Below are 24,380 nucleotides of genomic sequence, written 5' to 3' on the forward strand. Positions count from 1 at the left end.
CCTTAACTATTTGCGTGTAGCTATACCTAATTTCACTCCTTCCACCTGTCGCACTTTATCCATCACTGCTACTACTTGTCCGTGATTAACGGCTTCATCTGCATTAAGGATTACCATTAATTGCTTTGATGGTTCTACTTTTTCTCTCACCTGGGCTGCTAATTGCTCTAAACTAACAGCTTCTTTATTCAAAAATATCTTGCCAGTATTATTAATAGTTAATGTTACCTGGGCAGGACGATCTGTTTTTCCCGTAGCAGCTTGAGGTAAATTAACTGGTAAACCCTCAGAACGAGTTAAATACAATGTTGACATGATAAAAAAGGTCAAAATCGCAAAGATCACATCAATCATCGGCACAATGTTAATCTGTGCTGGTATTTCCGGTTCATCTTGTAGACGCATAGGTTTTTTCTCCTCGTTCGTAGCGACGACGGTATAGCAATTCTAAATGACCACCATATTCTTGAATCAAAGCAATTTGCCTTTGATAAAATCCCCGGAAAGTATTAGCAAAAACTAAGGTAAAAATTGCCACAATTAAACCTGTAGCGGTAGAAACCAACGCCTCACTAATACCGCTAGTTACACCCGCCGCTTTAGTTCCCCCAACATCACCAATATTGAGAGAAGCGAAAGAACCAATTAATCCCAATACAGTACCCAATAACCCTAACAAGGGTGCAAGGGCAATAATTGTGTCAAAAATTGTATTAAATCGTTTAAATAACGGTATTTCTGCTTGGGCTTCACTCTCCAACGCCAAGCGAAATTCTTCTGGATTTGGTTCTTCTAACTCTAAAGCCGTCAAAAAAATCCTGGCAATAGGTAAATCTGCATTTTTGCGGAGTGTATCAATTGTACTTACCACATTGTCTTGACGATAGAGATTCAACACATTTCTGACTACCCGTTGCTGACGGGTACTGATTGTTACCCAAAACTTGATCCGTTCAACAATTAGCCCTACCGCCAATACAGAAGACAGTAGCAGCGGCCACATCACCACACCACCTGCTGTAAACAGATTTTTGATATCCATGTCCGATTTTCAAGCCTTTCGATGAAATTTCCTAACGAGTTCAGCAAGTATAGCTGATATAAGTTCTCAACTTAAATTAGAGCAAATGAGAATATATGTCAATCTTTTGCTACATCCTAGAGTCAGGATAAGTTTTAGGTGGGGATGAAAATCGCTGTAATTGTTGTCTAGCAAGAGATTTTGGCTAAAAGCCGCAAATATAAAAACTCAAAATTATTGATTGACATTTGTATATGATTTCTGTTACTCTGCCAAAGTTACTGAAAATTGGTAGCAATAAACTAGGTAGCAATAAATATGAGTTTTTCCAGCACAGCCATAGAGCAACGAGAAAAAGAATTAAAGACACTGACAACCTTTTTGACTTATAGCTTGATTGGCTCTTTGGCTATACATATTGGGTTGCTGGCTTCTGGTATTGGTAGTCTACTCACAAAAGTCCCGGAAGAAGAGCCTGTAGAAATCACTTTTGTTGAAACTCCACCAGAAGAAATAAAACCAATAGAAGAACCTGAACAGCCACAACCTGATGTTGCTGAAAAAACTCAGATTTTGACCGCTTCAAATAGTCAACCTGGTGGTGGTGGTGGTGGCGCTGGTGTATTGAGTATCAACAACAGTTCTTCTACACCCGAATTAAAACCGCAACCACAACAAAACAAGGTAGTAGCTACTAAACCATCTCTTGTTGTTCCATTCCCGAAAATAGAACCTCTCAAACCTTTACCTTCTATACCTAAAGAACCTGTTTCGGAAAAGAAATTAGAACCTCAGTCTCAAGCACCTGAACCCCAAAATATACTTAGTCAAACGTCATCTAGAGATAGCACGACGGTACCAGCATTTTCACAACCCAGCGCCAATTTAAGCAGGTTGCTGGCAGGAATTAGAGATAATCGAGCAAATCAAGAAGTTTCACAACCCTCTCAAGGTACTGCGGGTGGAAATGGTACTGTAACATCAAACTCATCAGGGATTCTTGGTAATGGTGCTGGCGGCAGCGGTAGTGGCAGTGGCAGCGGTAGTGGTAGCGGTAGCGGCAGTGGTAGCGGCAGTGGCAGCGGTAGCGGCAGTGGTTCAAACATTGCAACAGCACCAACAACTCCCAAAATAGAAAGTAAATCTGGTAATGGCCGCGCTGCTTGTCGGGAGTGTAATACAAATTATCCAGATTGGGCGAGGAGAAGAGGAGTAGAAGGCAGAGTTGAAGTAGCTGTTGATACGGATGATAATGGTAATGTTACTAAGGTGCGGTTGTTGAGATCCAGCGGTAACGAGAAATTAGATGCAGAACATTTAGAACGAGCGCAAAAATGGAAACTCAAACCCACGTCAGGGGGTAGACAAGGTGTTAGTATTGGTACTGAATATGCGATCGCAGGTTCTCAACGACATCGCCAACTGCAAGAACGCAAGAAACAAAGAGAAACAGAACAAAGAAATAGTGCATCTACTAACAATGCGAGTAACTCTGTGAGTGAAAAACCCAGACGCAGCAGAAGATTGGTAACATCCGTTAGTGAAAATATTCCTAGAGAATCGAATACAGAAACCAGAAGAATTCGCCGCAGAAGAAATATAGCAGCATCAACAGAATCTACTTCCACTTCATCAGCAACAAAAGGACAGCGTTTGGGAGAAGCTATCAGAAGAAGAAGAAGAACAGATCAAGCTGCAACTTCATCTTCTTCAGGAGAAACAAGAAAAAGAAGACGAAGACGGCAAATAACCCCAGCTTCCTCAGTTAGTACCAATAATGAAAGTAGTCCTAAACCTACCAGACGGCGGCGACGTTTGGAACAACCTGCATCTTCAGAGCAAAATCAGCAACCATCACAATCAGGTGAAAGTAATTAGAGGGTCATTTTGTGTAATTTCGGTTTGTAATAGTTCTAATTCGTTACCGACATTAGACTTTTCTTCTGATGCCATCGTCGGCAAAGAATAACCAAATATCAAAACGCTTAGTAGAGATAAAAAATAATGATTAAAAAAACAATTTTGTTGTCTGTTAAATAATTTTAGAACTCGCAACATTTTTATAGATATACCATCAAAATTTTGTCTAGCTTTGCTTGGATAAAGCATCTGTCATCTGATGTTTTTGATTAAATTTAATAGTCACAGGTGAAAAAAATAGCGGTTACTTTATTCCCGAAGCGACAACCGCAGCAAAAATAGATGCACCATTGCGTGATATTCCTGCATCTGTACAAGTTATACCTAAAGAAGTCTATGAATTTTATTACAAATGAATACAATGTTTATTGCTGCAAAAACAAAATTTGATTATTCTCTAGACTGGCGACAAAAAGCACGAAGATTTTTACCTTTTTTACTTGGTATCATCTTTACTTTGGTGGTGAGCAGTCAAAGTTTTAGTTCAATTCCCAAATCAACAGAAATTCTTTGGGATACTTACGGCATTCCGCATATTTACGGTAATAGCCATCAGAGTGCTTTTAAAGCATTTGGTTGGGCGCAGATGCAAAGTCACGGTAACTTGCTTTTACGTCTCTATGGACAAGCACGAGGAAGGGCGGCTGAATATTGGGGAGAGAAGTATTTAGAATCGGACAAGTGGGTACTGACAATGGATGTACCTAAACGAGCCAATGCTTGGTATGAAGCACAAAATTCTGGGTTTCGCAGTTATTTAGATGCTTTTGCGGCTGGGATTAATGCCTATGCTAAAGAACATCCTGATTTAATTGATGAGCAAGTAAAAGTGGTGCTACCCGTTACACCGCAGGATGTACTCAGTCACCTGCAAAGGGTACTGCTGTATACGTTTGTCGTTGATCCAGGAAGATTGGCAGATATTAATGATACAAAGTCTGCTCCTGGTTCTAATGGTTGGGCGATCGCACCCAAACGTTCTGCTAATAATAAAGCAATGTTGTTGGCAAATCCTCACTTGCCTTGGGGAGATTTATTTTTATGGTATGAAGCACAAATTACCGCACCAGATATTGATGCTTATGGGGCAACACTCGTAGGTATTCCCGTTTTAGCGATCGCCTTCAATGATAATTTAGGTTGGACTCACACCGTTAACACTCATGATGGCTGGGATGCATACGAACTGAAATTACAAAAAGATGGTTATCTTTTCGATAACAAAGTTCGCCCCTTTGAAAAAACAACCTTTTCACTAAAAGTCAAACAAGCAAATGGCTCTTTACGAGAGCAAATATTGTCAGTTAAAAACTCAATTCACGGGCCTGTAATCAGCGATAAAAATGGTAAAGTCGTGGCGCTACGGGTTGTTGGTCAAGATAGTGCTGGCATATTAGAACAGTGGTGGGATATGGCAACCGCGAAAAATCTCACCGCCTTTCAAAAAGTAGTACAACGGTTGCAACTGCCCATGTTTACCATCATGTATGCCGACCGAGAAGGACATATCATGCACCTGTTTAACGGTCTAGTTCCCGTGCGGAAAGAGGGAGATTTTAAATATTGGGAAGGCATTATTCCTGGAGACACATCCAAAACATTGTGGACTAAATTTCACCCTTATCAAGATTTACCAAAAGTAATTGATCCGCCCAGTGGTTGGTTACAAAATGCTAATGATGCACCTTGGACAACTACTTTTCCCACCGCTATCAAAGCAGATAACTATCCAGCTTATATAGCACCACGGGGTCCAATGTATTTCCGCCCCCAACGTTCTGCCAGAATGTTAGCTGAGGATGAAAGTATTTCCTTTGAGGAAATGATTACCTACAAGCATTCTACGCGCATGGAATTAGCAGACCGAATTCTTGATGATTTAATTCCCGCAGCCCGAAAATATGGTAACGAATTAGCAAAACGAGCCGCTGATGTCTTAGCCAAATGGGATAGACAAGCGGATGCAGATAGTAGGGGTGCGGTTTTATTTACTGCTTGGGCAGATAAATTAGATTTTGATAAAGCCTTTAGTCAACCTTGGAGTGAAAGCCAACCACGCACTACACCTGATGGTTTAGCTAACCCTAAAGCTGCGGTTGAATTATTAGAAACAGTAGCAACTGAAGTAGAAAAAAAATATGGCAGCTTAGATGTTAATTGGGGAAAAGTTTTTCGTCTGCGTGCTGGAAAAATAGATTTACCAAGCAACGGTGGTGATGGATATTTGGGAATTTTTCGAGTTGTTAATTTTGCCCCAGAAACAGAGGGACGTTTTCAAGCTGTGGGTGGTGACTCCTTTGTTGCAGCAGTGGAATTTTCTCAACCAGTCCGCGCAATGGCTCTTACCAGCTACGGAAATGCAACTCAACCAGGTTCGTCTCATCTTGGCGACCAATTGCCACTATTCTCTGAGAAAAAGTTGCGTCCAGTGTGGCGAACCAAACAGGAAATTGAGGCTCATTTAGAAGAAAGAAAAGTCTTTTGATGGGGTAAAAATCCAATAATTCAGTAGGGGTTTAGCAATACTAATTAGTGTCAACTTAAGCTCAAATCCTTAAAACTGGAGTTTAGACTAGTTACCGGTGCGAAACTTCAAACCTTTACGGCAATTGATGTACATCAAATATAAAATATAAGCGCACCCACCCAAAACTTGAGCAGGAAATTTATAGTGCATTTGAACTAAATATGTTTCCAAGGCAATGGCGCGAGCGATCGCTCGCGCCATTGCCAGAAAAAATAAATTGATGATATGGCTCCTGAATTCTTACATGATTATGAAACTTGTTTGATTAACTTACCATCTTCCATGTGAATTATCCGGTCAGCAATATCTAAAATTCGGTTATCATGAGTGACAATTAAAATAGCGCAATTCTGCTCCTTTGCTAATTCTTGCATCAAGTTGACAACATCTCGACCAGATTTACTATCTAAAGCTGCGGTCGGTTCATCAGCTAAGACTAATTTAGGATGACTAACTAAAGCACGAGCAATAGCAACCCGTTGTTTTTGTCCTCCAGATAGATCAGATGGATAATAATTAATGCGATCGCCTAATTTCACAGCATGGAGCATCGCTTCTGATTGCATCCGGGCTTCCCATTCGGAAATATTTTCTTGTAATTCCAATGACATTTGTACATTCTGCCTAGCTGTTAAAAAATCTAGTAAATTATGAGCTTGAAAAATATAACCAATTTGGCGACGTACTTTTACTAATTTATCATTTTTTGCTCCACATAATTCCTGTCCGATAAATTTCAGACTCCCCTCTTGAACAGAACGTAAAGCACCAATCAGAGTTAATAAAGTCGTTTTTCCTGAACCAGAAGGACCAGTCATGATGATAATTTCACCAGAACTAATTGTCAAATGAATATCAAATAAAATCTGGTCTTTTAATTTGGTTGTACCAAAGTATTGATTGAGATTACTAATTTCTAAAATTGCGTTTGATTTCATCATATTATATATAGGATTCCTATTTGATTTTTGTTGGCGTAGCCTGCGCTGTGCGCTTACAAAAATCGGTACACCTTAATTTTCTAAAATCCTCTTGTCTCTTGCTTTTTGACTGCCTACACAGGTATTTTCCGTAATCAAACGGGATTACTTTAGTGGTTAAAAAATTTCTGCTGGATCTAACTTACGTAATTTATTTGTAGATAAAAATCCAGAAATTAAACACATCAAAATTGCCGAAAATAGCACTATCAATGCTTTGCTAATATCCATAGTAATTGGTAAATTAGTCGCATTTTTGGCAATATCATAAAGTCCTAGTGATATAGCAAAACCGGGAATATAACCCAATACTGCTAAAATTAGAGCTTGTTTAAAAACGACGCGCAAGAGATACTTATTTTTAAAACCCATGGCTTTGAGTGTGGCGAATTCTACCAAATGCGTAGATATATTACTATAAAGAATTTGATAGACAACAATTACGCCAACCACAAAACCCATGATCACCATCAAGTTAAATACAAAGCCAATTGGTGTTCTTAAAGTCCAATAATTTTTTTCAAAATCAATAAATTCTTTGCGGGTCATGATCATGACATCTTTGGGTAACTTAGCTGATAAATTTGCCAAAAGTTTTTTTGGATTAGCACCAGGTTTGAGGTGAATTAAGCCTATATCTATTTTGTCAGCATCACGCCCTTCAAATATGCGGATAAAAGTGGAAGAACTAACAATTAAATTGCCGTCAAAACCGAAGGAAGGACCTAGACTAAATAAGCCACTAACTTTAACTTTGTAACCGACTAAACCCACATAACTAAATATTTCCATACTCACAGGTTTATTTTGCTGATAATATTCAGCAATAGGTCCAAACTCTGGACGAGAAGCACGGTCAAAAAAAACTTGATCAGGTATTTGGAGTAACTTAAAATCTTTTTCAACTTCGGGTAATTTAAAGATTGATTTTACTGGGTCAAATCCTAGTACATATATAGGATACTTGCGCCCAGTAATGGGATTTTTTAACTTAGCAAACTGTACATATAAAGGATCAACTGATTCAACACCCGCAAAACCTAATGTTTGGTATAAACGACTGCGGGAAAAACTTTGATTAGAAGTCAAAGATTTATATTGGGCGCTAATTAAAAACAAGTCTCCTTGGAGATTTTTATGCAATTGTGTAGCACTAGCATACAAAGCGTCTTGAAAGCCAATTTGCATAAACATCAAAATAGCAACAAAAGCAATTCCAGCTAAAGCCACAAAAAAGCGCGCTCTTTGTTTGGCTAGTTGTAGCCAAGCTAGAGGGATATTCAAAATCATGTTTGAAACCTCTGCAAGTCTAGATTAAAGTGACTGAATTATTTACGTGCTTCATCTAATTAACCCTAAACCCTACCCTGCTAAATTTAGGGCTGATTTTTGCGAACTTTTACAAAAAAAGGAACAGGGAACAGATAAGAAACAAAAGTTGCTGAGTTTAAAGCTTAGTCAAACAAAAAGATGTTTTTTGAGATGACGAGCAACGAAAAAAAACAGTGTCATTATTTCAATTTCATGTTTTTAAACATGAGTTTTTTCTGTTCCCTGTTGCCCGTTCCCTGTTCCCTCTAAAATTTAAATACTTATATTTTTATAAGTACTTGCACCTGTAAATTAGTCAAAGCTGCAACTCGTTGGTTATCTGTTGGCTTATCAATGCGAATTTTGACATCTACTATTTTGTTGTCTGTATCAGCACCGGGATTATTATTAAAGATATTCTGTTTACCAACTTGTAAACCAATATCTGTAACTGTTCCCTGGATTTTTTCTGTAAAAGCGTCACCACTAATTTCAACTGACTGACCTAAACGCACTCTTTTAATATCAGTTTCGTAGACTTCTGCGACTACATACATCTGTTGAGTGCGACCTAATTGAGCTATGCCATTACTACCAATTATTTCTCCTGGCCAAGCATTAATTTTTAAGACTTGACCATCTATAGGTGAACGGATAGAACTTAAATCTAGCTCTGCTTGAGCTTGTTTAACTGATGCTTTTGCACTTTCAACATCAGCTTGCGCGGCTTGCACATCCGTGGGGCGAACTTCAGCAATACTATTAAGTCTAGCTTGTCCTTCATTTAACTGTTTTTGCAGAGTTTCTACAGTCCGATTTAAGGAAGCTTTGGCTTCATTTAGTTGTTGTTGTACAGTATCCCTTCGCAAGCGTTTAGTGTCTGCATCAGAAGCCGAAATAGCACCATCTTGATATAATTTCTGATATCGCTGATTTTCTGTTTCTGCATTATTTAATTCAGCTTCTAAGCGAGCAATTGTCGCTTTTTGAGCAGAAGTTTCTCCACGCAACTCAGCTTCTAAACGAGCAATTGTGGCTTTTTGAGCATAAATATCACCTTGTTTTGCTCCGGCTTCTACTCGTTTGAGACTAGCTTGGGCAACTTGTACCTGTCGTTTAGCTTTTTCTAAAGCTGCAAGATTAGGAGCGTAACTATCAAGAATTGCTACTACTTGTCCTTGACGAACCTTATCACCTTTATTTACCAAAAGTTTGGCTACTCTCACACCCCCCCCTTGGGAACCTGGAGCAGACAAACGAATAATTTCTCCTTGAGGTTCTAAACGTCCTAAGGCAGCAACAGCAGTCACTGTAGGAGTAGAAGTGCTGATAGGAACTGGAACATTTGATTTTGATTTCGACTGAAACCGTGAAAGGCTGTAGAGAGTTACTACACCAGTAGCTACAAATGTAGTAATTGCCAAAGTTATCGACAACCAACCCACAGGTTTTGTGAATGACTGCTTTTCTTTGTGTACCATAATTATGCCTTTTAAATTAGCAATTAGCACGTCGCTTTTTTCCCCTCATGGGGTTGAAAGAAGCTTCTATCTCTATAAAAGAGACAGAGCAGTACACTTGATAGCATTCCCTGATAACGTTGGTGCGACTTATTTGAGTTTAGTTCGATTATTTCTGGTTCTAAATATTTGGTAAATTTTGCAGGGATAGAGCTAGGAAGATGGATATATATATCCATCAATTCCTTCGCTATATCGGCTGTGAGTAGAGCTATTTAGTATTTTCTGCCCCAGTAAAGTGCATGGTTATTTGTTGAGCATCACTTCTTTTTTCTTTTTCATAATCGCTAAGTATTCATTGCGAGTTCCATCCACCCGATAATGATCACAAATTTGACACAATTTGAGGATATCCAAGCGACTGAATACTTTTTGATGTTCAATTCCGTTGTCGTTGCGCCACCGCCAGAAAGTTGTTCTATCAATTCGGCGATCGCTCTCAGGCCATCTGCGTCGTGATAGAAATTCTACCAATTCGTCTTCATAAAATGAGTAGCCTTTTGGTAATTTGAGCAGTTCTTCTCTCAACTCATTTAGCGGTATGAGTGGATCTAATTCAGATAGTCTCATGCCAGCAAGCCCTTATAGTTTCTTGTAATTACCATCTTGCAGAACCTTGCACACAATCCGGTTAAATTGCATGAAATTTTGCTGCGATACTGTGCGGTTAAGAGTGGATAGACCGATGAATTAATAAGGTGAATTTATATATTTTATCTACCTAATTCTGTATCTACCAACTACGCTAAACGAACAGCATGGATTTACATTTACATCATTCAATCACACACAATAAACTGATTAATGCTCAATTTCAACCCCTATGCAACAAATCTGTATAGATAAATTTGGTAGCAGGTTAACAGATTCAAAATTCATCAATAGAGCTTATTATCATTTGTTACTTACTCGCATAAAATCAGCAGATTACTTGTTCTAAATACTCTTGTTATCATTCCTTGGATATAGTTACTCGTTATTAACTTTACACAAAATCTCAGATTATAGACTTATTAGAGAATCTAGAAATCTTGTTATTGATCGAGAGCATGATTTTTTTCCAGATTTGATGAATGTAGGCAGTTGACAGAAAAATATACATTGGGATAGATGCAAAAATTGCCAATTTGTAAAAATTACTGTCATCAATAACAAGTTGAATCTAACTCTTTGTTCTTACCTCCCTTAATTTATATATCTTAGCCTCAAAAAAATATAAAAATATCCAAATCGCTTTCATCGTTAACTACTGCACAAAAAGTAATGCCCAGATCCTCGATTTCTTTGAGGATTTGGGTATCTATCTCCTGAATAAAGGATATGCAATTTATATGCAACTTTTGTAATTACGTGAAAAATATCAGCTAATTATTGATAGTAATTGGATAAGCAAATATCTCACCGTTCTGCCTCAAGAAAGCTTAGATTTCACACAACTTAATTAAGTTGCATCTAAGTTGCATAGGAGTTGCAAAAGATTTGACACCAGTTTAAGATAAACATAAATGAGCGGCAATCTCATGAAGTTACAGGGGAAGGGATTAAGTTTTCTCCATGAAGCTATCCCAGCTTGAGCCGCCGAGCAAAGCATTTTACTAAATTTAATTGAGCCATCAATAATTTATTTACACAGAGAAGATTGTTATCTCTAGTTATTTAATTTTAATTGACTTGATTCACAGGGATAACAACTTCATTAGCCGTTTGACATTGCACGAGCAAAATAGTGAAGATATCGTCATGGCTGTTGCCAAATTTGAAGCTGCGTTAGCACAATTGCAAGATGAAGTGAGCAACTGTGAAAAGGCTCTGCTCAAACTTATCAATGTGAAAAAAAATATGCCAGAGAACACAAATTTAATTAGTAAAATTAATACCCAATTGCAGCAAACTAATGTTGCAATTATTGGCATGGCTTCTATATTTCCCCAATCAAAAAATTTACAGGAATATTGGGAAAAAATTGTTCAGAAAGTAGATTGTATTACTGAGGTTCCCCCTTCACGTTGGAGTATAGAGGATTACTATGATCGTGACCCCAAAGCACCGGATAAAACTTACTGCAAACGGGGCGGATTCATCCCAGATATAGATTTTAATCCGATGGAATTTGGTTTACCTCCGAATATTTTAGAGGTGACAGATGTTTCCCAGTTATTGGGTTTAGTAGTTGCGAAAGCGGCGATGGAAGATGCTGGTTATACCGAATCTCGACAGTTTAACAGGGAAAAAACTGGGGTAATATTAGGTGTAGCAATTGGTAGACAACTAGCAGTACCATTAGGTGCAAGGTTGCAATATCCAGTTTGGGAAAAAGTTCTGAAAAACAGCGGTTTATCAGATGAAGACACCCAGAAAGTGATTGAAAAACTCAAAAGTGCATACGTGCAGTGGGAAGAAAACGCCTTCCCTGGAATGTTAGCTAATGTGATTTCTGGACGTATTGCCAACCGGCTCGATTTGGGAGGGATGAATTGCGTAGTTGATGCAGCTTGTGCCAGTTCCTTGGGTGCATTGAAAATGGCAATTAGCGAATTAGTTGAACATCGTGCCGACATGATGATAACTGGCGGAGTTGACACTGATAATTCGATTTTCGCCTATATGTGTTTCAGTAAAACTCCTGCGGTTTCTCCTGGTGAGAAAGTTAAACCTTTCGATGCAGATTCTGATGGCATGATGTTAGGTGAAGGCGTGGGGATGGTGGTACTCAAGCGCCTAGAAGATGCAGTCAGAGATGGCGATCGCATCTATGCAGTCATTAAAGGTATCGGTAGTTCCAGCGATGGCAAGTATAAAAGCATTTACGCCCCCCGTTCCGAAGGACAAGTTAAAGCCCTACGTCGTGCTTATGAAAATGCCGGATTTTCACCAGAAACTGTGGGTTTAATTGAAGCACATGGCACAGGAACAATGGTAGGAGATCCCACAGAATTCACTTCTATCAAAGAGGTATTTAGTGAAAACAATTCCAAACAACAATACATTGCTTTGGGAACAGTTAAATCACAAATTGGACACACCAAAGCCGCCGCAGGTGCAGCAAGTTTAATCAAAACAGCTTTGGCATTGCATCACAAAGTATTACCACCCACAATTAACGTTACTAAACCACATCCAAAACTGAATATTGAGAATTCCCCATTTTATTTAAATACAGAAACTAGACCTTGGATTAGTAACCAGCCTAGACGCGCCGGGGTAAGTGCATTTGGTTTTGGAGGCACAAATTATCATGTTGTTTTGGAGGAATATGAACATGAACATGATCACTCGTATCGTTTACACAATTCTGCAAAATCAATCCTATTATCTGCACCCACAACTCAAGAATTATTATCTCGCTGTGAAGATATCCAGCGACAATTGCAATCAGAAGATCAAGAACGGCATTATCAACAACTAATTGCAGAGTGTGAAAAAGTAGAAATTCCCGTCAACCATGCCAGAGTTGGATTTGTAGCAGCATCTTTAACACAAGCGGTAGAATTTTTGCAAGTCATTATTGACTTAATCAAAAATAAACCAACATCCGCATCTTGGGAACATCCCAAAGGAATTTATTACCGCCAAAAAGGGATAGAAACTACAGGAAAAATAGTAGCATTATTTTCCGGGCAAGGTTCGCAATATTTGGAAATGGCGCGGGAATTGGTAGTTAACTTTCCTAGCTTGCGTCAAACCTATACTCACATAGATACTTTGTTCTGTAAAGATGGGTTAAACTCTGTATCTGAAGTAGTGTTTCCGCCCCCAGTTTTTGATGCAGAACACAAACAAAAGCAGCTAGAAACACTGCAAAAAACAGAATATGCACAACCTGCAATTGGCGCATTTAGTGCAGGGTTGTACAAGATATTACAACAAGCTGGGTTTAAAGCTGATTTTGTTGCCGGTCATAGTTTTGGAGAACTGACAGCTTTATGGGCTGCGGGTGTTTTAAGTGAAGAAGATTATTTCTTTTTGGTCAAAGCTAGGGGACAAGCAATGGCCACACCCACAGAAATTGATGCTGGGGGAATGTTAGCAGTTAAAGGTGATGTTCGTCAAGTATCGGAATTAATTAAAGATTTTCCTCAAATTGCTGTTGCTAATTGGAATTCTCAGCATCAGGTAGTATTAGCTGGCAAGAAAGCAGAAATTACCAAAGTGCAAGATGTTTTGCAAGAAAAGGGATTTTCTACATTTTTATTAGGAGTTTCCGCAGCTTTTCATACACCATTAGTAGCCCATGCACAAAAACCTTTTGCCCAAGCAATTGAAAAGGTAACTTTTAATCAGGCGCAGATTCCCGTTTATACCAATGTCACAGGGGAATTGTACCCCCATGAACCCGGAGAAATTCAAAAAATTCTCAAGCAACATTTGTTAAATCAGGTGCTGTTTCAACAGGAAATTGAGAACATATATGGGGCTGGTGGTTATTGCTTTATTGAGTTTGGTCCTAAAAACGTTCTCACTAACTTAGTGAAAGAGATTTTGGGTGAAAAACCGCATATAGCTGTAGCTTTAAATGGGAATTATCGCAAAGATAGCGATTTGGTATTACGAGAAGCAGTAATACAGTTGCGGGTTGCTGGTGTACCTTTGCAAAATCTAGACCCCTACCAAATTGTCACTAAAATACCCGAAGTTGATAAAAAGAAGGTTTTGAATGTGCGTTTGAATTGTAGCAATATCACCGACAAATCACAAAAAGCATTTGCACAAGCCTTAGAAAATGGTCACATCGTCGGGGCTACTTCTCCCCAACCTCCGCAACTGGAAGTAGTTAAAGAACACCAACCAGAACCACAACCAGCTTTTGCAAGTGCAAAAGTTTCCCTTACCGCAAACCAGGAGATGTTAGCAGAAGAATGCAGTCATGGTAAGGCAGTGAATAATCACAATAATGGCAAATTAGAAGAAGTAGAAAAAGTAGAAATTCAACTTCCCCATTACGACAGAGTTATTGACAGCTTAGAACAATCTTTAGCCGAATTTACTCGTCAACAAAGTGATATTACACACGTTCATGAACAATCTCTGCGAAATCAAACAGAGTACACAAAGACATTTTATGAATTAATGCAGCACCAGTATTCGTTGTTGGCAAATGGCGAAGTAAATGAATATCAAGCGCAAACACAACAACTAGCAATTTCTAGTTCTGAACGTAGCATGATGCGGCTTCATGACCATCAAGCTGAAACTATTCGCATTCATGAAAAATATCTCAACTACCAACAAGACTACGCCAATAATTACTTTCAATTACTGCAACAACATTATGATTTTTTGCAGTTTTCTGATGATAGAAATCAAACGCAACCCCCTTCTAAACCTCTTCCTCAGCACCTGCTGCCGGGAAATGAAAACAAAGAAGAATTTGTAACCAGTGTTAACGGGAATGGGGCTAATATTTACCCTTCCATACAAGAGAAGAAGTTAGAAGAAAATCCAAATACTATCACTGCCATTCCCACAACTCCAATTAATATTGATACCTCCGCCCTTAGCCAAACTCTACTCAATATTGTCAGTGATAAAACAGGTTATCCAGTAGAAATGTTAGACCTGTCAATGGATATTGAGGCAGATTTGGGAATTGACTCGATCAAACGGGTAGAAATTTTAGGAGGACTACTAGAACTTTACCCCGACTTACCCAAACCGAACCCAGAAGAATTAGGACAATTGCGGACACTGGGACAAATTGCCGAGTATATAAAAACTCTAGTTCTAGAGTTGCTAAATCAAAAAGTAGAGACTCCAGAAACAAAAATTGTCACCGCACAAATGTTAGTGGAAGTTCCTCACGAAACTGTTGAACATGAACCACAATTTCTGGAACCTCAAACCCATGTTAGTGATACAAAAGCTGACACAGCAATTTTCATTCCCTCCAGCGAAGATGGGTTAGACAAATCTACTGGAAATGAAATCACACAGGTAGTAGAAACAGAAAAACCAATAACAATTACCGCAGATTTGAGTAACATTCTTCTCACCATTGTTAGTGATAAAACTGGTTATCCAACAGAGATGTTAGAACTATCAATGGATATTGAAGCAGATTTGGGAATTGATTCTATCAAACGGGTAGAAATTTTAGGAGGACTGCTAGAACTTTACCCTGACTTACCCAAACCGAACCCAGAAGAATTAGGACAATTGCGTACACTGGGACAAATTGCCGAGTATATGCAAAATCAGGCTGAGGGTGTAACTAAGTTGCTGACGCAAGAAAAGCCGAATGTTAAAGAACAGCAATTTCATCACAATATTCTTCGTAGTCCGGCAAAATTAAAACAACTGCCCCCACCTGATATTTTAGATTTCACCATTCCTGAAAATCACATTATTTTAATCACTGATGATGGGTTAAAAACTACCCAGAAATTAGTTAACACTTTAACAGGCAGAGGTTGCAAAACTGTAGTTTTAAGTTTCCCTTCTGTGCAATCAAATCTACCTGTAGAAATTAATCGGGTAAGATTAAATGATTGGAGTGAAGAGAGTTTACAACAACAGTTAACCGATATTGCTGATAATTTTGGTTCTGTAGCTACTTTCATTCATCTACATCCTGTATTCAGTGGTAGTTCTGAAACAGACAAAGCTATTCTTCGTCATGTCTTTTTAATTGCCAAACATCTCAAAGAACCACTCAATCACGCAGCAACAAAAGGACGTAGTTGTTTCTTAAGTGTTGCCCGATTAGATGGGGAATTTGCACTCGGAAAGACAAATAATTTTAGTCCTATTAGTGGGGGACTCTTTGGACTGACCAAAAGTTTAAATCAAGAATGGGAATCTGTATTTTGTCGTTCCCTTGATATAAGTCCAGATTTAGATGCAGAAACATCGGTAAAATACATCCTTGCTGAACTTCAAGACCCCAATTTATTAGTTACAGAAGTAGGATATAGCAACAAAGGCAGATTTACTTTAGTTGCAGAACCTTTGATTCCCACCTTAATCAGGGGCGAACAAGCCACTAACATTGATACCAATGCAGTATTTTTAGTCAGTGGTGGTGCAAAAGGAATAACTTCCCAATGTGTGATTAAATTAGCCCAAGAATATCAATGTAAATTCATTCTTTTAGGTCGTTCTAGTACAGAACCAGAACCTGTATGGGCTGAAGGTTATGAAAATGAAGCTGAATTGAAACAGCAAATTATGGAGGATTTTCTAGCTAAAGGAGAAAAACCAACCCCCATAATGGTACAGAAAAAATATCAGATGATTTCCTCTCAGCGAGAAATTCAAAATACATTGAAAGCAATTGAGAAAGCAGGAGGAAAAGCTGAATATCTGAGTGTAGATGTGACAGATAGCGTTTTATTAGCAGAAAAACTTACACCTGTAATTGAACGTTTAGGGGCGATCACTGGAATTATTCACGGTGCTGGTAACTTGGCTGATAAACGGATTGAGAAAAAAACAATTCAGGATTTTGAAACAGTTTATGCTGCCAAAATTCAAGGTTTAGAAAATCTGCTGCACTGTGTACCACCAAGCCAACTGCAATATTTAGTATTGTTTTCTTCAGTGGTGGGATTTTATGGAAATGTGGGACAATCAGATTATGCGATCGCTAACGAAATCCTCAACAAATCAGCCCATCTCATCAAACATAACCACCCCCATTGTCATGTTGTTGCTATTAACTGGGGTCCCTGGGATAGTGGTATGGTATCACCAGAATTAAAGAAAGCCTTTGCAGAAAGAGGAATTGAAACCATACCCATAGAAATCGGCACACAAATGTTAGTTAATGAACTGGCAAATACCAAGTCAGACACAGAACAAGTAGTAATTGGTAGCCCATTAATTTATATTCCTCCTACCTTACCCAGTGACTTAAAAACCTATCACATCAAACGCCAATTAACATTAGAATCCAATCCATTTTTACACGATCATGTAATAGCAGGTCGTCCCGTTCTTCCCGCTACTTGTGGACTCTTATGGATGACCAACGCTTGCGAACAACTATATCCCGGTTTTAAAGCCTGTAATTGTCCCAACTTCAAAGTCTTGAAAGGAATCGTTTTTGATGAAACTTTAGCAAGTGAATATATTCTAGAAATCCAAGAACTTGCTAAAATTGAAAACAAAGAAATACAATTTGCTGCTAAAATTAGCAGTATCAATCCCGAAGGTAAAATCAGATATCATTTCAGTACAAATCTGATTTTGAAACGTGAACTTCCCTCTATTCCTAACTATGAATTGCTGAACTTAAATCAGGATGAGCAATTCCTCCCTACAAATCAATTACTTTATCAAACTGGGGGAGGTAGCTTATTTCACGGAACTATCTTTCAAGGGGTAAAATCAGTCTTAAACGCCAGTCCTGGTAAACTCACCATCGAATGTAACTTACCACAACCTACAGCACAGCAACAGGGACAATTTCCAGTTCAGACATTCAACCCCTATATAGCAGATGTGCAGATTCATTCCCTCTGGATTTGGACACAGCACTTTCATCAAATAGGTTGCTTACCCTCAGAAATTCAAAACTTTGAACAATTTACACCTGTTCCTTTTGGTGAAACATTTTATATTACTTGTGAAGTCAAATCCAAGACAGAATCAACTGTAGTTGCTGATGTCATCACCCACAATAAACAAGGACAAATTTATAACCGCATGATTGGCGCGAAAGGAACTATTTTACCCAAGCAAATAGGATAGATACCTCACGCAGAGATGCAGACAGCTAATGTATATTTCCCCCTTCTAACTCTCTGCAAGGTTCACATAAAAATATCACTCTCTGCCTCTGCGTGATATATTCCTTAATTCCCAAAAACTGGAGAATAATCATGAAAGAACTTGTAGCAAATAAACTTCCTAAAATGGCAATTATAGGCATGGATTGCCTTGTTAGTGGTTCTCAAGAATTAGATAGTTTTGAACGCAGTATTTACCAAGGGAAACAGGATTTTACACCTCTTACCTATGGAGAAACACCATCATTACCAATTCCATTAGCAGAAATTCAACAATTATCACCGCAACAACAATTAATGTTAAAAGTGGCTGATAAGACTCTCAAAAATGCCAACTTGCGACCAGAAACCAAAATTGCAGTTATCATCGTGAGTAAATCCCAAACTCACCACCAAAATAAATTAGCAAGTTATATTTCGCGGCTTTGGGATGCAACTAGTCCAGCTTTTGCTGAAGAAAATTCAATTTTTTTAGGATTAAATTTAGCACAAAAGCTATTAACCAATAAGCAAGTAGATGCTGTTTTATTAGCAGCAATGGATTTTGCTAAAGAGGAAAATTTTTGTACAGATGTACATACCCTCAGTTATGACCAAAACGCTCATGAAACTTTAGCAGGAGAAGGTGCAGCGGCTGTAGTATTGCAACTTCAAGATACAGCCAGACAAGAGAATTATTGCATATATGCAGTAATTGATGCTTTAAGTGTAGTGCAAAATTCTCCACACCAACCGGAAGCAGTTACCCAAGCTTGTCAAACAGCTTTTTATCTGGCAGATATTCAACCTAAAGATATTGGCTATCTGGAAGTTTATGCTAGTGGAATTCCCCAACAAGATGACGCAGAAATTCAAGGTTTAATCACAGCTTATCAAACTGGAGAAGCAAATTTAAGCTGTGCTTTAGGTAGTGTTAAAGCTAACATTGGACACACTCACACCGCATCAGGAATTATTAGCTTAATTAAAACAGCACTTTGTTTATATCACCGCTATATTCCCGCAGTTCCCCAGTGGACTGGTGTAAAAACACCAGATGTTTGGCGTGGTAGTCCCTTTTATGTTGCCACAGAATCTAAACCCTGGTTTTTAGAATCAGGTGCGAATAGAAGAATAGCTGCTATTAATAGCATGGAAGTCGATGGCAGTTATGTACACCTAATTTTATCCGAAGAAATCAGTCAAATAGAACGCAGCAGCAAATATTTAGAACAAATGCCTTATTATTTATTTGCGATCGCTGCCAAAAATCAATCCTCACTCCTAGACCAAATTATTACACTGCAAAAAACTCTTCAAAATTCTCCTTCCCTATCCCAACTTGCCAGCCAAACATTTAGAGAATTTCAAAAACATCAAATTCAAAAACATCAAAATGCAAATTACGCCATAGCAATTCTGGCACGGAATCAAGAAGAATTAACACGAGAAATAGACCGCGCAATTCAAGGTGTTAACATAGCCTTTGAGACCGGAAAAGACTGGCAAACACCCCTTGGCAGCTATTTTACAGCCAACCCACAGGGAAAAAAAGGTAAAGTTGCTTTCGTTTATCCTGGTTCTTTCACCTCTTATATTGGCATAGGTCGCAATCTCTTCCGACTATTTCCCAAAATTTATGATGACCCAGTAATTAACAACGTTTATGAACGAGTTGCTAACATTGAAAAACTCATTTATCCCCGCAGCATAAATAAACTGACAAAAAGACAACTAGAAGTCATAGAACAGCAATTAATAAATGATCCAATAGCAATGCTGGAATCAGAAGTTGGCTTTGCTGGACTCATGAGCGCAATTCTCAAAAATTATTTCCAAATCCAGTGTCAATGCGCTTTTGGCTATAGTCTTGGTGAAACCAGCATGATGTTAGCACAAGGTATCTGGACAAGCTTTAAAAATACCAGTGATTACTTAAACTCATCTCCTCTATTTAAAACCCAACTATCTGGACCCAAAAATGCAGTTCGTCAAGCTTGGGGACTACCTTTAAATGGCGATGATCAAGAATTTTGGAGTAACTACATTCTTATATGTCCAGTCTCCCAAGTTAAAGAAGCCATCAAACATGAAAACCGCGTCTATATACCTTTAATTAATACACCTGAAGAAGTTGTCATTGCCGGAGAAACACAAGCTTGTCAAAGAGTAATTGAAAAACTAAAATGTGATGCTTTTCCCACATCAATAAATCATGTAATTCATTGTCAACCAATGCACTCGGAGTACAATGAACTAGCAAAAATCAACACCTTACCGATTAAAGATATACCAGAATCAACTTTTTATTTTGCCGCAAATCACGAACCAATTACACTTGACAGTCAGACTATAGGACACCATATTGCAAAATCTCTCTGTGAACAACTTGATTTTCCTCGTTTAATTAACCGCGTTTACAATGAAAACTTCAGAATATTTATTGAAGTAGGAGTTGGTAGCAACTGTTCCCGATGGATAAGTTCAACCCTCAAAGAAAAAGAACATCTGGCTATATCTGTTAATAGAAGAGGAGTAGATGATCATACTTCAATGATTAGAGCATTAGCAAAACTCGTCAGCCATCAAGTTGAATTAGATTTATCACCCTTGTATTCTGTTCATGCGGTAAATCTTCAACCACCAATCAAATTAGAAACTAACAGGAATTTCAAAAATCGGCCTTTAATTCCTCTAGAAAATGAGCTTGTTCAAGAACCATCTGGAATTTTAAAATCTATTCCCCATCATCCCAGCAATCCCCAGTATCAAAAATTGAGTGATAACAATGCACTCATGACTAAATCTCACAGTTTTTTATTAAAATCACGCCAAGCATCATTACAACAGATAAATTGCCTAATTCAACAACAAATAGGTGTTTATAAAAAGATGGTTGAACAAGGAAAGAAAAATTAAATAGCACGTGTTTATAGGGTGGGCAGCGTTCGACTGATCGCTCACACCGAAGTCTTGCCCGCCCAAATCAAGCAGATTAGATGTAAAGAGGTTCGCTCAAATGTTCAATACAGAAAATAGCTTGAATCAAGACAATCATCTCCAGTTGTCTAACTTATTTATCAACCATCATCAAACTTGGCAGGGTAATTTTAATAATGTTTCTTTTGATGCCGAAAAAATTAAATTAAAACTGAGGAATTTAGAATCTCCCTGTTATATAGTTAGAAATGAAGGGAGAATTGGCATCACAAACGAAGGTAGTTTATCTCATGCCAGTAACGGTAAAACAGCCCAAATGGAAATGTTAATGGCTGTTCCACCCTTAGCAATTCAACAATTAGGTGATGCAAGCTTTCTCAACTTTTACGGCGTAAAATATGCCTATATGACTGGTGCAATGGCTCAGGGAATTGCTTCCGAAGAAATGGTAATTGCACTAGGGAAAGAAAGAATTTTAAGTGTCTTTGGTGCCGGAGGTTTATCTCCTTCCCGTGTCGAGACAGCCATTAACAAAATTCAGCAAGCCTTAGATCAAAAACCTTACGCTTTTAACTTACTCCATAGTCCTAGTGAACCAGCCATTGAACGTCGTAGCATTGATTTATATCTCAAATATCAAGTCCGAATTATTGAAGCCTCTGCATTTTTAGATTTAACTGACAACATTGTTTACTATCGAGCCTCTGGCTTAAGTTTAAATTCAGCCAATCAAATCCAAATCAAAAATAAAGTCATCGCCAAAGTTTCCCGCCGCGAAGTGGCCACTAAATTTCTGCAACCTGCACCCACAAAAATCCTCCAACAATTAGTTGAACAAGGTTTAATTAGTGAATTACAAGCCACTCTTGCCAGTAAAATTCCCATAGCGGATGATATCACCGTAGAAGCAGATTCTGGAGGCCATACAGATAATCGTCCCCTGATATGTTTATTACCTTCCATCTTAGAATTACGAGATGAAATTCAAAATAAATATAGGTATGAAAAACCCGTAAGAATTGGCGTAGCCGGCGGAATTTCTACACCAAAATCAGCCTTAGCTGCCTTTATCATGGGTGCTGCCTATGTTGTCACAGGCTCCATTAATCAATCCTGTATTGAAGCCGGAACTTCTCAATACACCAAAGCATTATTAGCTCAAGCCGAAATGGCTGATGTGATGATGGCTCCCGCCGCAGATATGTTTGAAATGGGCGTAAAATTGCAAGTTCTCAAACGTGGTACACTCTTTCCTCTCCGCGCTCAAAAATTATATGAACTTTACAAAAACTACAACTCAATTGAAGAAATTCCCCCAGCAGAAAGAGAGAAATTAGAAAAGCAAATTTTGAAAAAAAGTGTGCAAGAAGTTTGGCAAGAAACAGTTAATTATTTATCACAACGTAACCCTGATAAATTAACCAAAGCAGCGAGTAATAGTAAACTGAAAATGGCTCTAATTTTTCGTTGGTATTTAGGACTGTCTTCTCGTTGGTCTAACACTGGAGAAAAAGGTCGAGAAATTGATTATCAAATTTGGTGTGGACCCGCAATGGGTAGCTTTAATGATTGGGTGAGAGGTTCATACTTATCTGAACCAAAAAATCGCCAAGTGGTAGAAGTTGCTGATAACATTATGACAGGAGCAACATTTTTATACCGCATCCAAAACTTAAAAATTCAAGGACTACAAATTCCGGATGAATACAGTCAATATCTTCCAGTAGGATTATGACTATGCCAGACAACAGACAATTAAGCAGTCTGGAAGCAGCAATGGAAATCCTCAATAGCCGTGCTAAAACCTGGAATTTAGTTACTATTAGTCGCATTAACGGCAACCTTCAAGAAGCAGTTCTCAGACAAGCTTTAGATATTATTCAATATCGCCATCCTCGTCTAAATTCTCGAATTATCCATTTTAGAAATCGTTTCCATTTTCTAACCGCAGGTACAAAAAAAATTCGTTTGCAAATTGTTCATAATTTAGATGAGGAACAATGGCAAGAAGTTGTTAATCAAGAAATGAATCAGGCAATTGATAGTAGCAAGTGTCTGATGAGAGTTGTACTAGTTCCTATCAAGTCTCAGCCAAAAATTAGTTATCTAATTACAACCTTGCACCACGCAATTTCTGATGGTTTATCAAGCATTCAACTTCACTCAGAAATTTTAACTTATTACCAAAGACTTACATCTGGTCACACCATTCAAAAACTTACTACGTTAGAACCATTACCACCCATTGAAAAACTACTACCCAAACATACACAAGGTTGGAAAGGAAATATCAACAGATTTTTACTGCTGTTAAAACTGGGGTTTCAAAAACTTTACAACCAACCACAAACATTAGGGTTTGAAAAAAATGCACCCATTCATAAACGGAGTAGTGAAATTATTCACAGACAACTTCACCCAGACTTAACAGAAAAGTTTTTGCAATCTTGCCAACAAGAAAACACCACAGTACAGAGTGCTTTATGTGCCTTACTTATGTTGACAGTAGCTAGAAAAATTATCAAAGCTAATCAAAAATCTGTCCGAGTAAATTGCTTATCATATCTTGACTTACGCAGACGCTTACAACCAGCAATTAGTGAAGAGAATCTAGCAGTTTTAGCTACCTCTATGATGGGGTTTCACACCATAAAAAGAAATACATCCTTGTGGGAAATAGCACGGAAAGTAAAACAAAATTTAGAAGTGGGAATCAAGCATGGTGATATTTTCAATATTGTATTAATTGCCAAGTACCTTATCAATTTTTGTTTGATCTTTCCCCAACAAGTAGCCGCTACAGTTTCAGTATCTAATATTGGCAATGTCAAGATTCCCAAAACTTATGGTGAATTGGAACTAGAAGAAATCAGTTTTGCAAGTTCTCATTCTTTGTATGCAGGTATGTTTGTGATTCATGTGGCAACTTTTCAAGGCAAAATGCTGTTAAACTTTGTATTTTCTCAACCTTCAATTAGTCGGGAGACAATGGAAGAAATGGTAAACCAAGTAATATCTTCCATCTTTAATCTCTCATCCAATACCTTACATATTAGAGGTACATAAATGAGTGAAAATCTTTATACAACACCTGTAGAAAAGGCTGATAATACCGCAAATATTCAAGCTTGGCTAGTTGCTAATATTTCCTATATTCTGGGAGTTAAACCAGAGGAAATAGATATTCGAGAACCGTTAGATAGCTACGGTTTAGATTCATCACAAGCCATGATTCTTGCGAGTAAAGCTGAAAAATTTCTGGGATTTAAATTATCTCTAATTCATTTGTGGTATTATCCCACCATTGAAGAACTGGCAAAACGTTTGGCTGAAGAATTAGAAAATTCAGAATCAGAAATTTTGCAGATTTAAGCAATAAAGAATTTTAAGAATTTCAATAAAATTTTCAAGTTTTTCCTCCTCTAAGACTGACACTTCGCACGAATGGGGGAAACA

At 38.1% G+C, this 24,380-nt stretch carries 15 protein-coding genes; 7 read left to right on the top strand and 8 right to left on the bottom strand.

Annotated features, from left to right (window positions below):
- Positions 1-6: 6 nt before the first annotated feature.
- Positions 7-405 (bottom strand): ExbD/TolR family protein, encoded by a 399-nt coding sequence (locus H6G06_RS07725; protein WP_190558729.1) that lies wholly within the window; start codon positions 403-405, stop codon positions 7-9.
- Positions 389-1,042: a MotA/TolQ/ExbB proton channel family protein gene (locus tag H6G06_RS07730; RefSeq protein ID WP_190558731.1), complete on the bottom strand. Its 654-nt coding sequence runs from the start codon at positions 1,040-1,042 to the stop codon at positions 389-391. Before H6G06_RS07730 ends, H6G06_RS07725 begins: the two co-directional genes overlap by 17 nt.
- A 297-nt stretch (positions 1,043-1,339) precedes the next feature.
- Between H6G06_RS07730 and H6G06_RS07735 the strand changes: the two genes are divergently transcribed.
- A complete protein-coding gene (locus H6G06_RS07735) occupies positions 1,340-2,899 on the top strand; it encodes an energy transducer TonB (protein WP_190558733.1) in 1,560 nt (519 codons plus the stop codon).
- Here the strand turns inward: H6G06_RS07735 and H6G06_RS07740 are convergent.
- Positions 2,882-3,130, bottom strand: coding sequence for a hypothetical protein (locus H6G06_RS07740; RefSeq protein ID WP_190558735.1), 249 nt, complete (start codon positions 3,128-3,130; stop codon positions 2,882-2,884). The two genes, H6G06_RS07735 and H6G06_RS07740, sit on opposite strands and share 18 nt — an antisense overlap.
- A 172-nt stretch (positions 3,131-3,302) precedes the next feature.
- On the opposite strand from H6G06_RS07740, the gene H6G06_RS07745 reads away from it, so the two are divergent.
- Positions 3,303-5,426 (top strand): acylase, encoded by a 2,124-nt coding sequence (locus H6G06_RS07745; RefSeq protein WP_190559144.1) that lies wholly within the window; start codon positions 3,303-3,305, stop codon positions 5,424-5,426.
- Between the two features lie 87 nt (positions 5,427-5,513).
- On the opposite strand, the gene H6G06_RS07750 is transcribed toward H6G06_RS07745, so the two are convergent.
- From H6G06_RS07750 to H6G06_RS07770, 5 genes are all read right to left on the bottom strand, one after another.
- On the bottom strand, positions 5,514-5,669 hold the full coding sequence (locus H6G06_RS07750) for a hypothetical protein (protein ID WP_190558737.1): 156 nt from the start codon (positions 5,667-5,669) through the stop codon (positions 5,514-5,516).
- A 47-nt stretch (positions 5,670-5,716) separates the two neighbouring features.
- Positions 5,717-6,409: a DevA family ABC transporter ATP-binding protein gene (locus tag H6G06_RS07755; RefSeq protein WP_190558739.1), complete on the bottom strand. Its 693-nt coding sequence runs from the start codon at positions 6,407-6,409 to the stop codon at positions 5,717-5,719.
- Between the two features lie 156 nt (positions 6,410-6,565).
- Positions 6,566-7,738 (bottom strand): ABC transporter permease DevC, encoded by a 1,173-nt coding sequence (gene devC, locus H6G06_RS07760; protein WP_190558741.1) that lies wholly within the window; start codon positions 7,736-7,738, stop codon positions 6,566-6,568.
- 302 nt (positions 7,739-8,040) lie between these two features.
- Positions 8,041-9,240 (bottom strand): ABC exporter membrane fusion protein, encoded by a 1,200-nt coding sequence (locus tag H6G06_RS07765; protein ID WP_190558743.1) that lies wholly within the window; start codon positions 9,238-9,240, stop codon positions 8,041-8,043.
- 285 nt (positions 9,241-9,525) lie between these two features.
- Positions 9,526-9,849, bottom strand: coding sequence for a hypothetical protein (locus H6G06_RS07770; RefSeq protein WP_190558745.1), 324 nt, complete (start codon positions 9,847-9,849; stop codon positions 9,526-9,528).
- Between the two features lie 1,170 nt (positions 9,850-11,019).
- Here H6G06_RS07770 and H6G06_RS07775 point away from each other — a divergent pair.
- From H6G06_RS07775 to H6G06_RS07795, 5 genes are all read left to right on the top strand, one after another.
- The gene (locus H6G06_RS07775) at positions 11,020-17,967 is read left to right on the top strand and encodes a type I polyketide synthase (RefSeq protein WP_190558747.1); all 6,948 of its coding nucleotides are present in this window, start codon (positions 11,020-11,022) and stop codon (positions 17,965-17,967) included.
- A 131-nt stretch (positions 17,968-18,098) separates the two neighbouring features.
- Positions 18,099-20,903 (top strand): PfaB family protein, encoded by a 2,805-nt coding sequence (locus H6G06_RS07780; RefSeq protein ID WP_190558749.1) that lies wholly within the window; start codon positions 18,099-18,101, stop codon positions 20,901-20,903.
- A 100-nt stretch (positions 20,904-21,003) separates the two neighbouring features.
- A complete protein-coding gene (locus H6G06_RS07785; protein ID WP_190558751.1) occupies positions 21,004-22,659 on the top strand; it encodes a PfaD family polyunsaturated fatty acid/polyketide biosynthesis protein in 1,656 nt (551 codons plus the stop codon).
- A gap of 2 nt (positions 22,660-22,661) precedes the next feature.
- Positions 22,662-23,990, top strand: a complete 1,329-nt coding sequence (locus H6G06_RS07790; RefSeq protein WP_190558753.1) for a phthiocerol/phthiodiolone dimycocerosyl transferase family protein — start codon at positions 22,662-22,664, stop codon at positions 23,988-23,990.
- Positions 23,991-24,296: a phosphopantetheine-binding protein gene (locus tag H6G06_RS07795; RefSeq protein ID WP_190558755.1), complete on the top strand. Its 306-nt coding sequence runs from the start codon at positions 23,991-23,993 to the stop codon at positions 24,294-24,296.
- Positions 24,297-24,380 lie beyond the last annotated feature (84 nt).

This window comes from Anabaena sphaerica FACHB-251 (assembly GCF_014696825.1).
GTDB lineage: Bacteria > Cyanobacteriota > Cyanobacteriia > Cyanobacteriales > Nostocaceae > RDYJ01.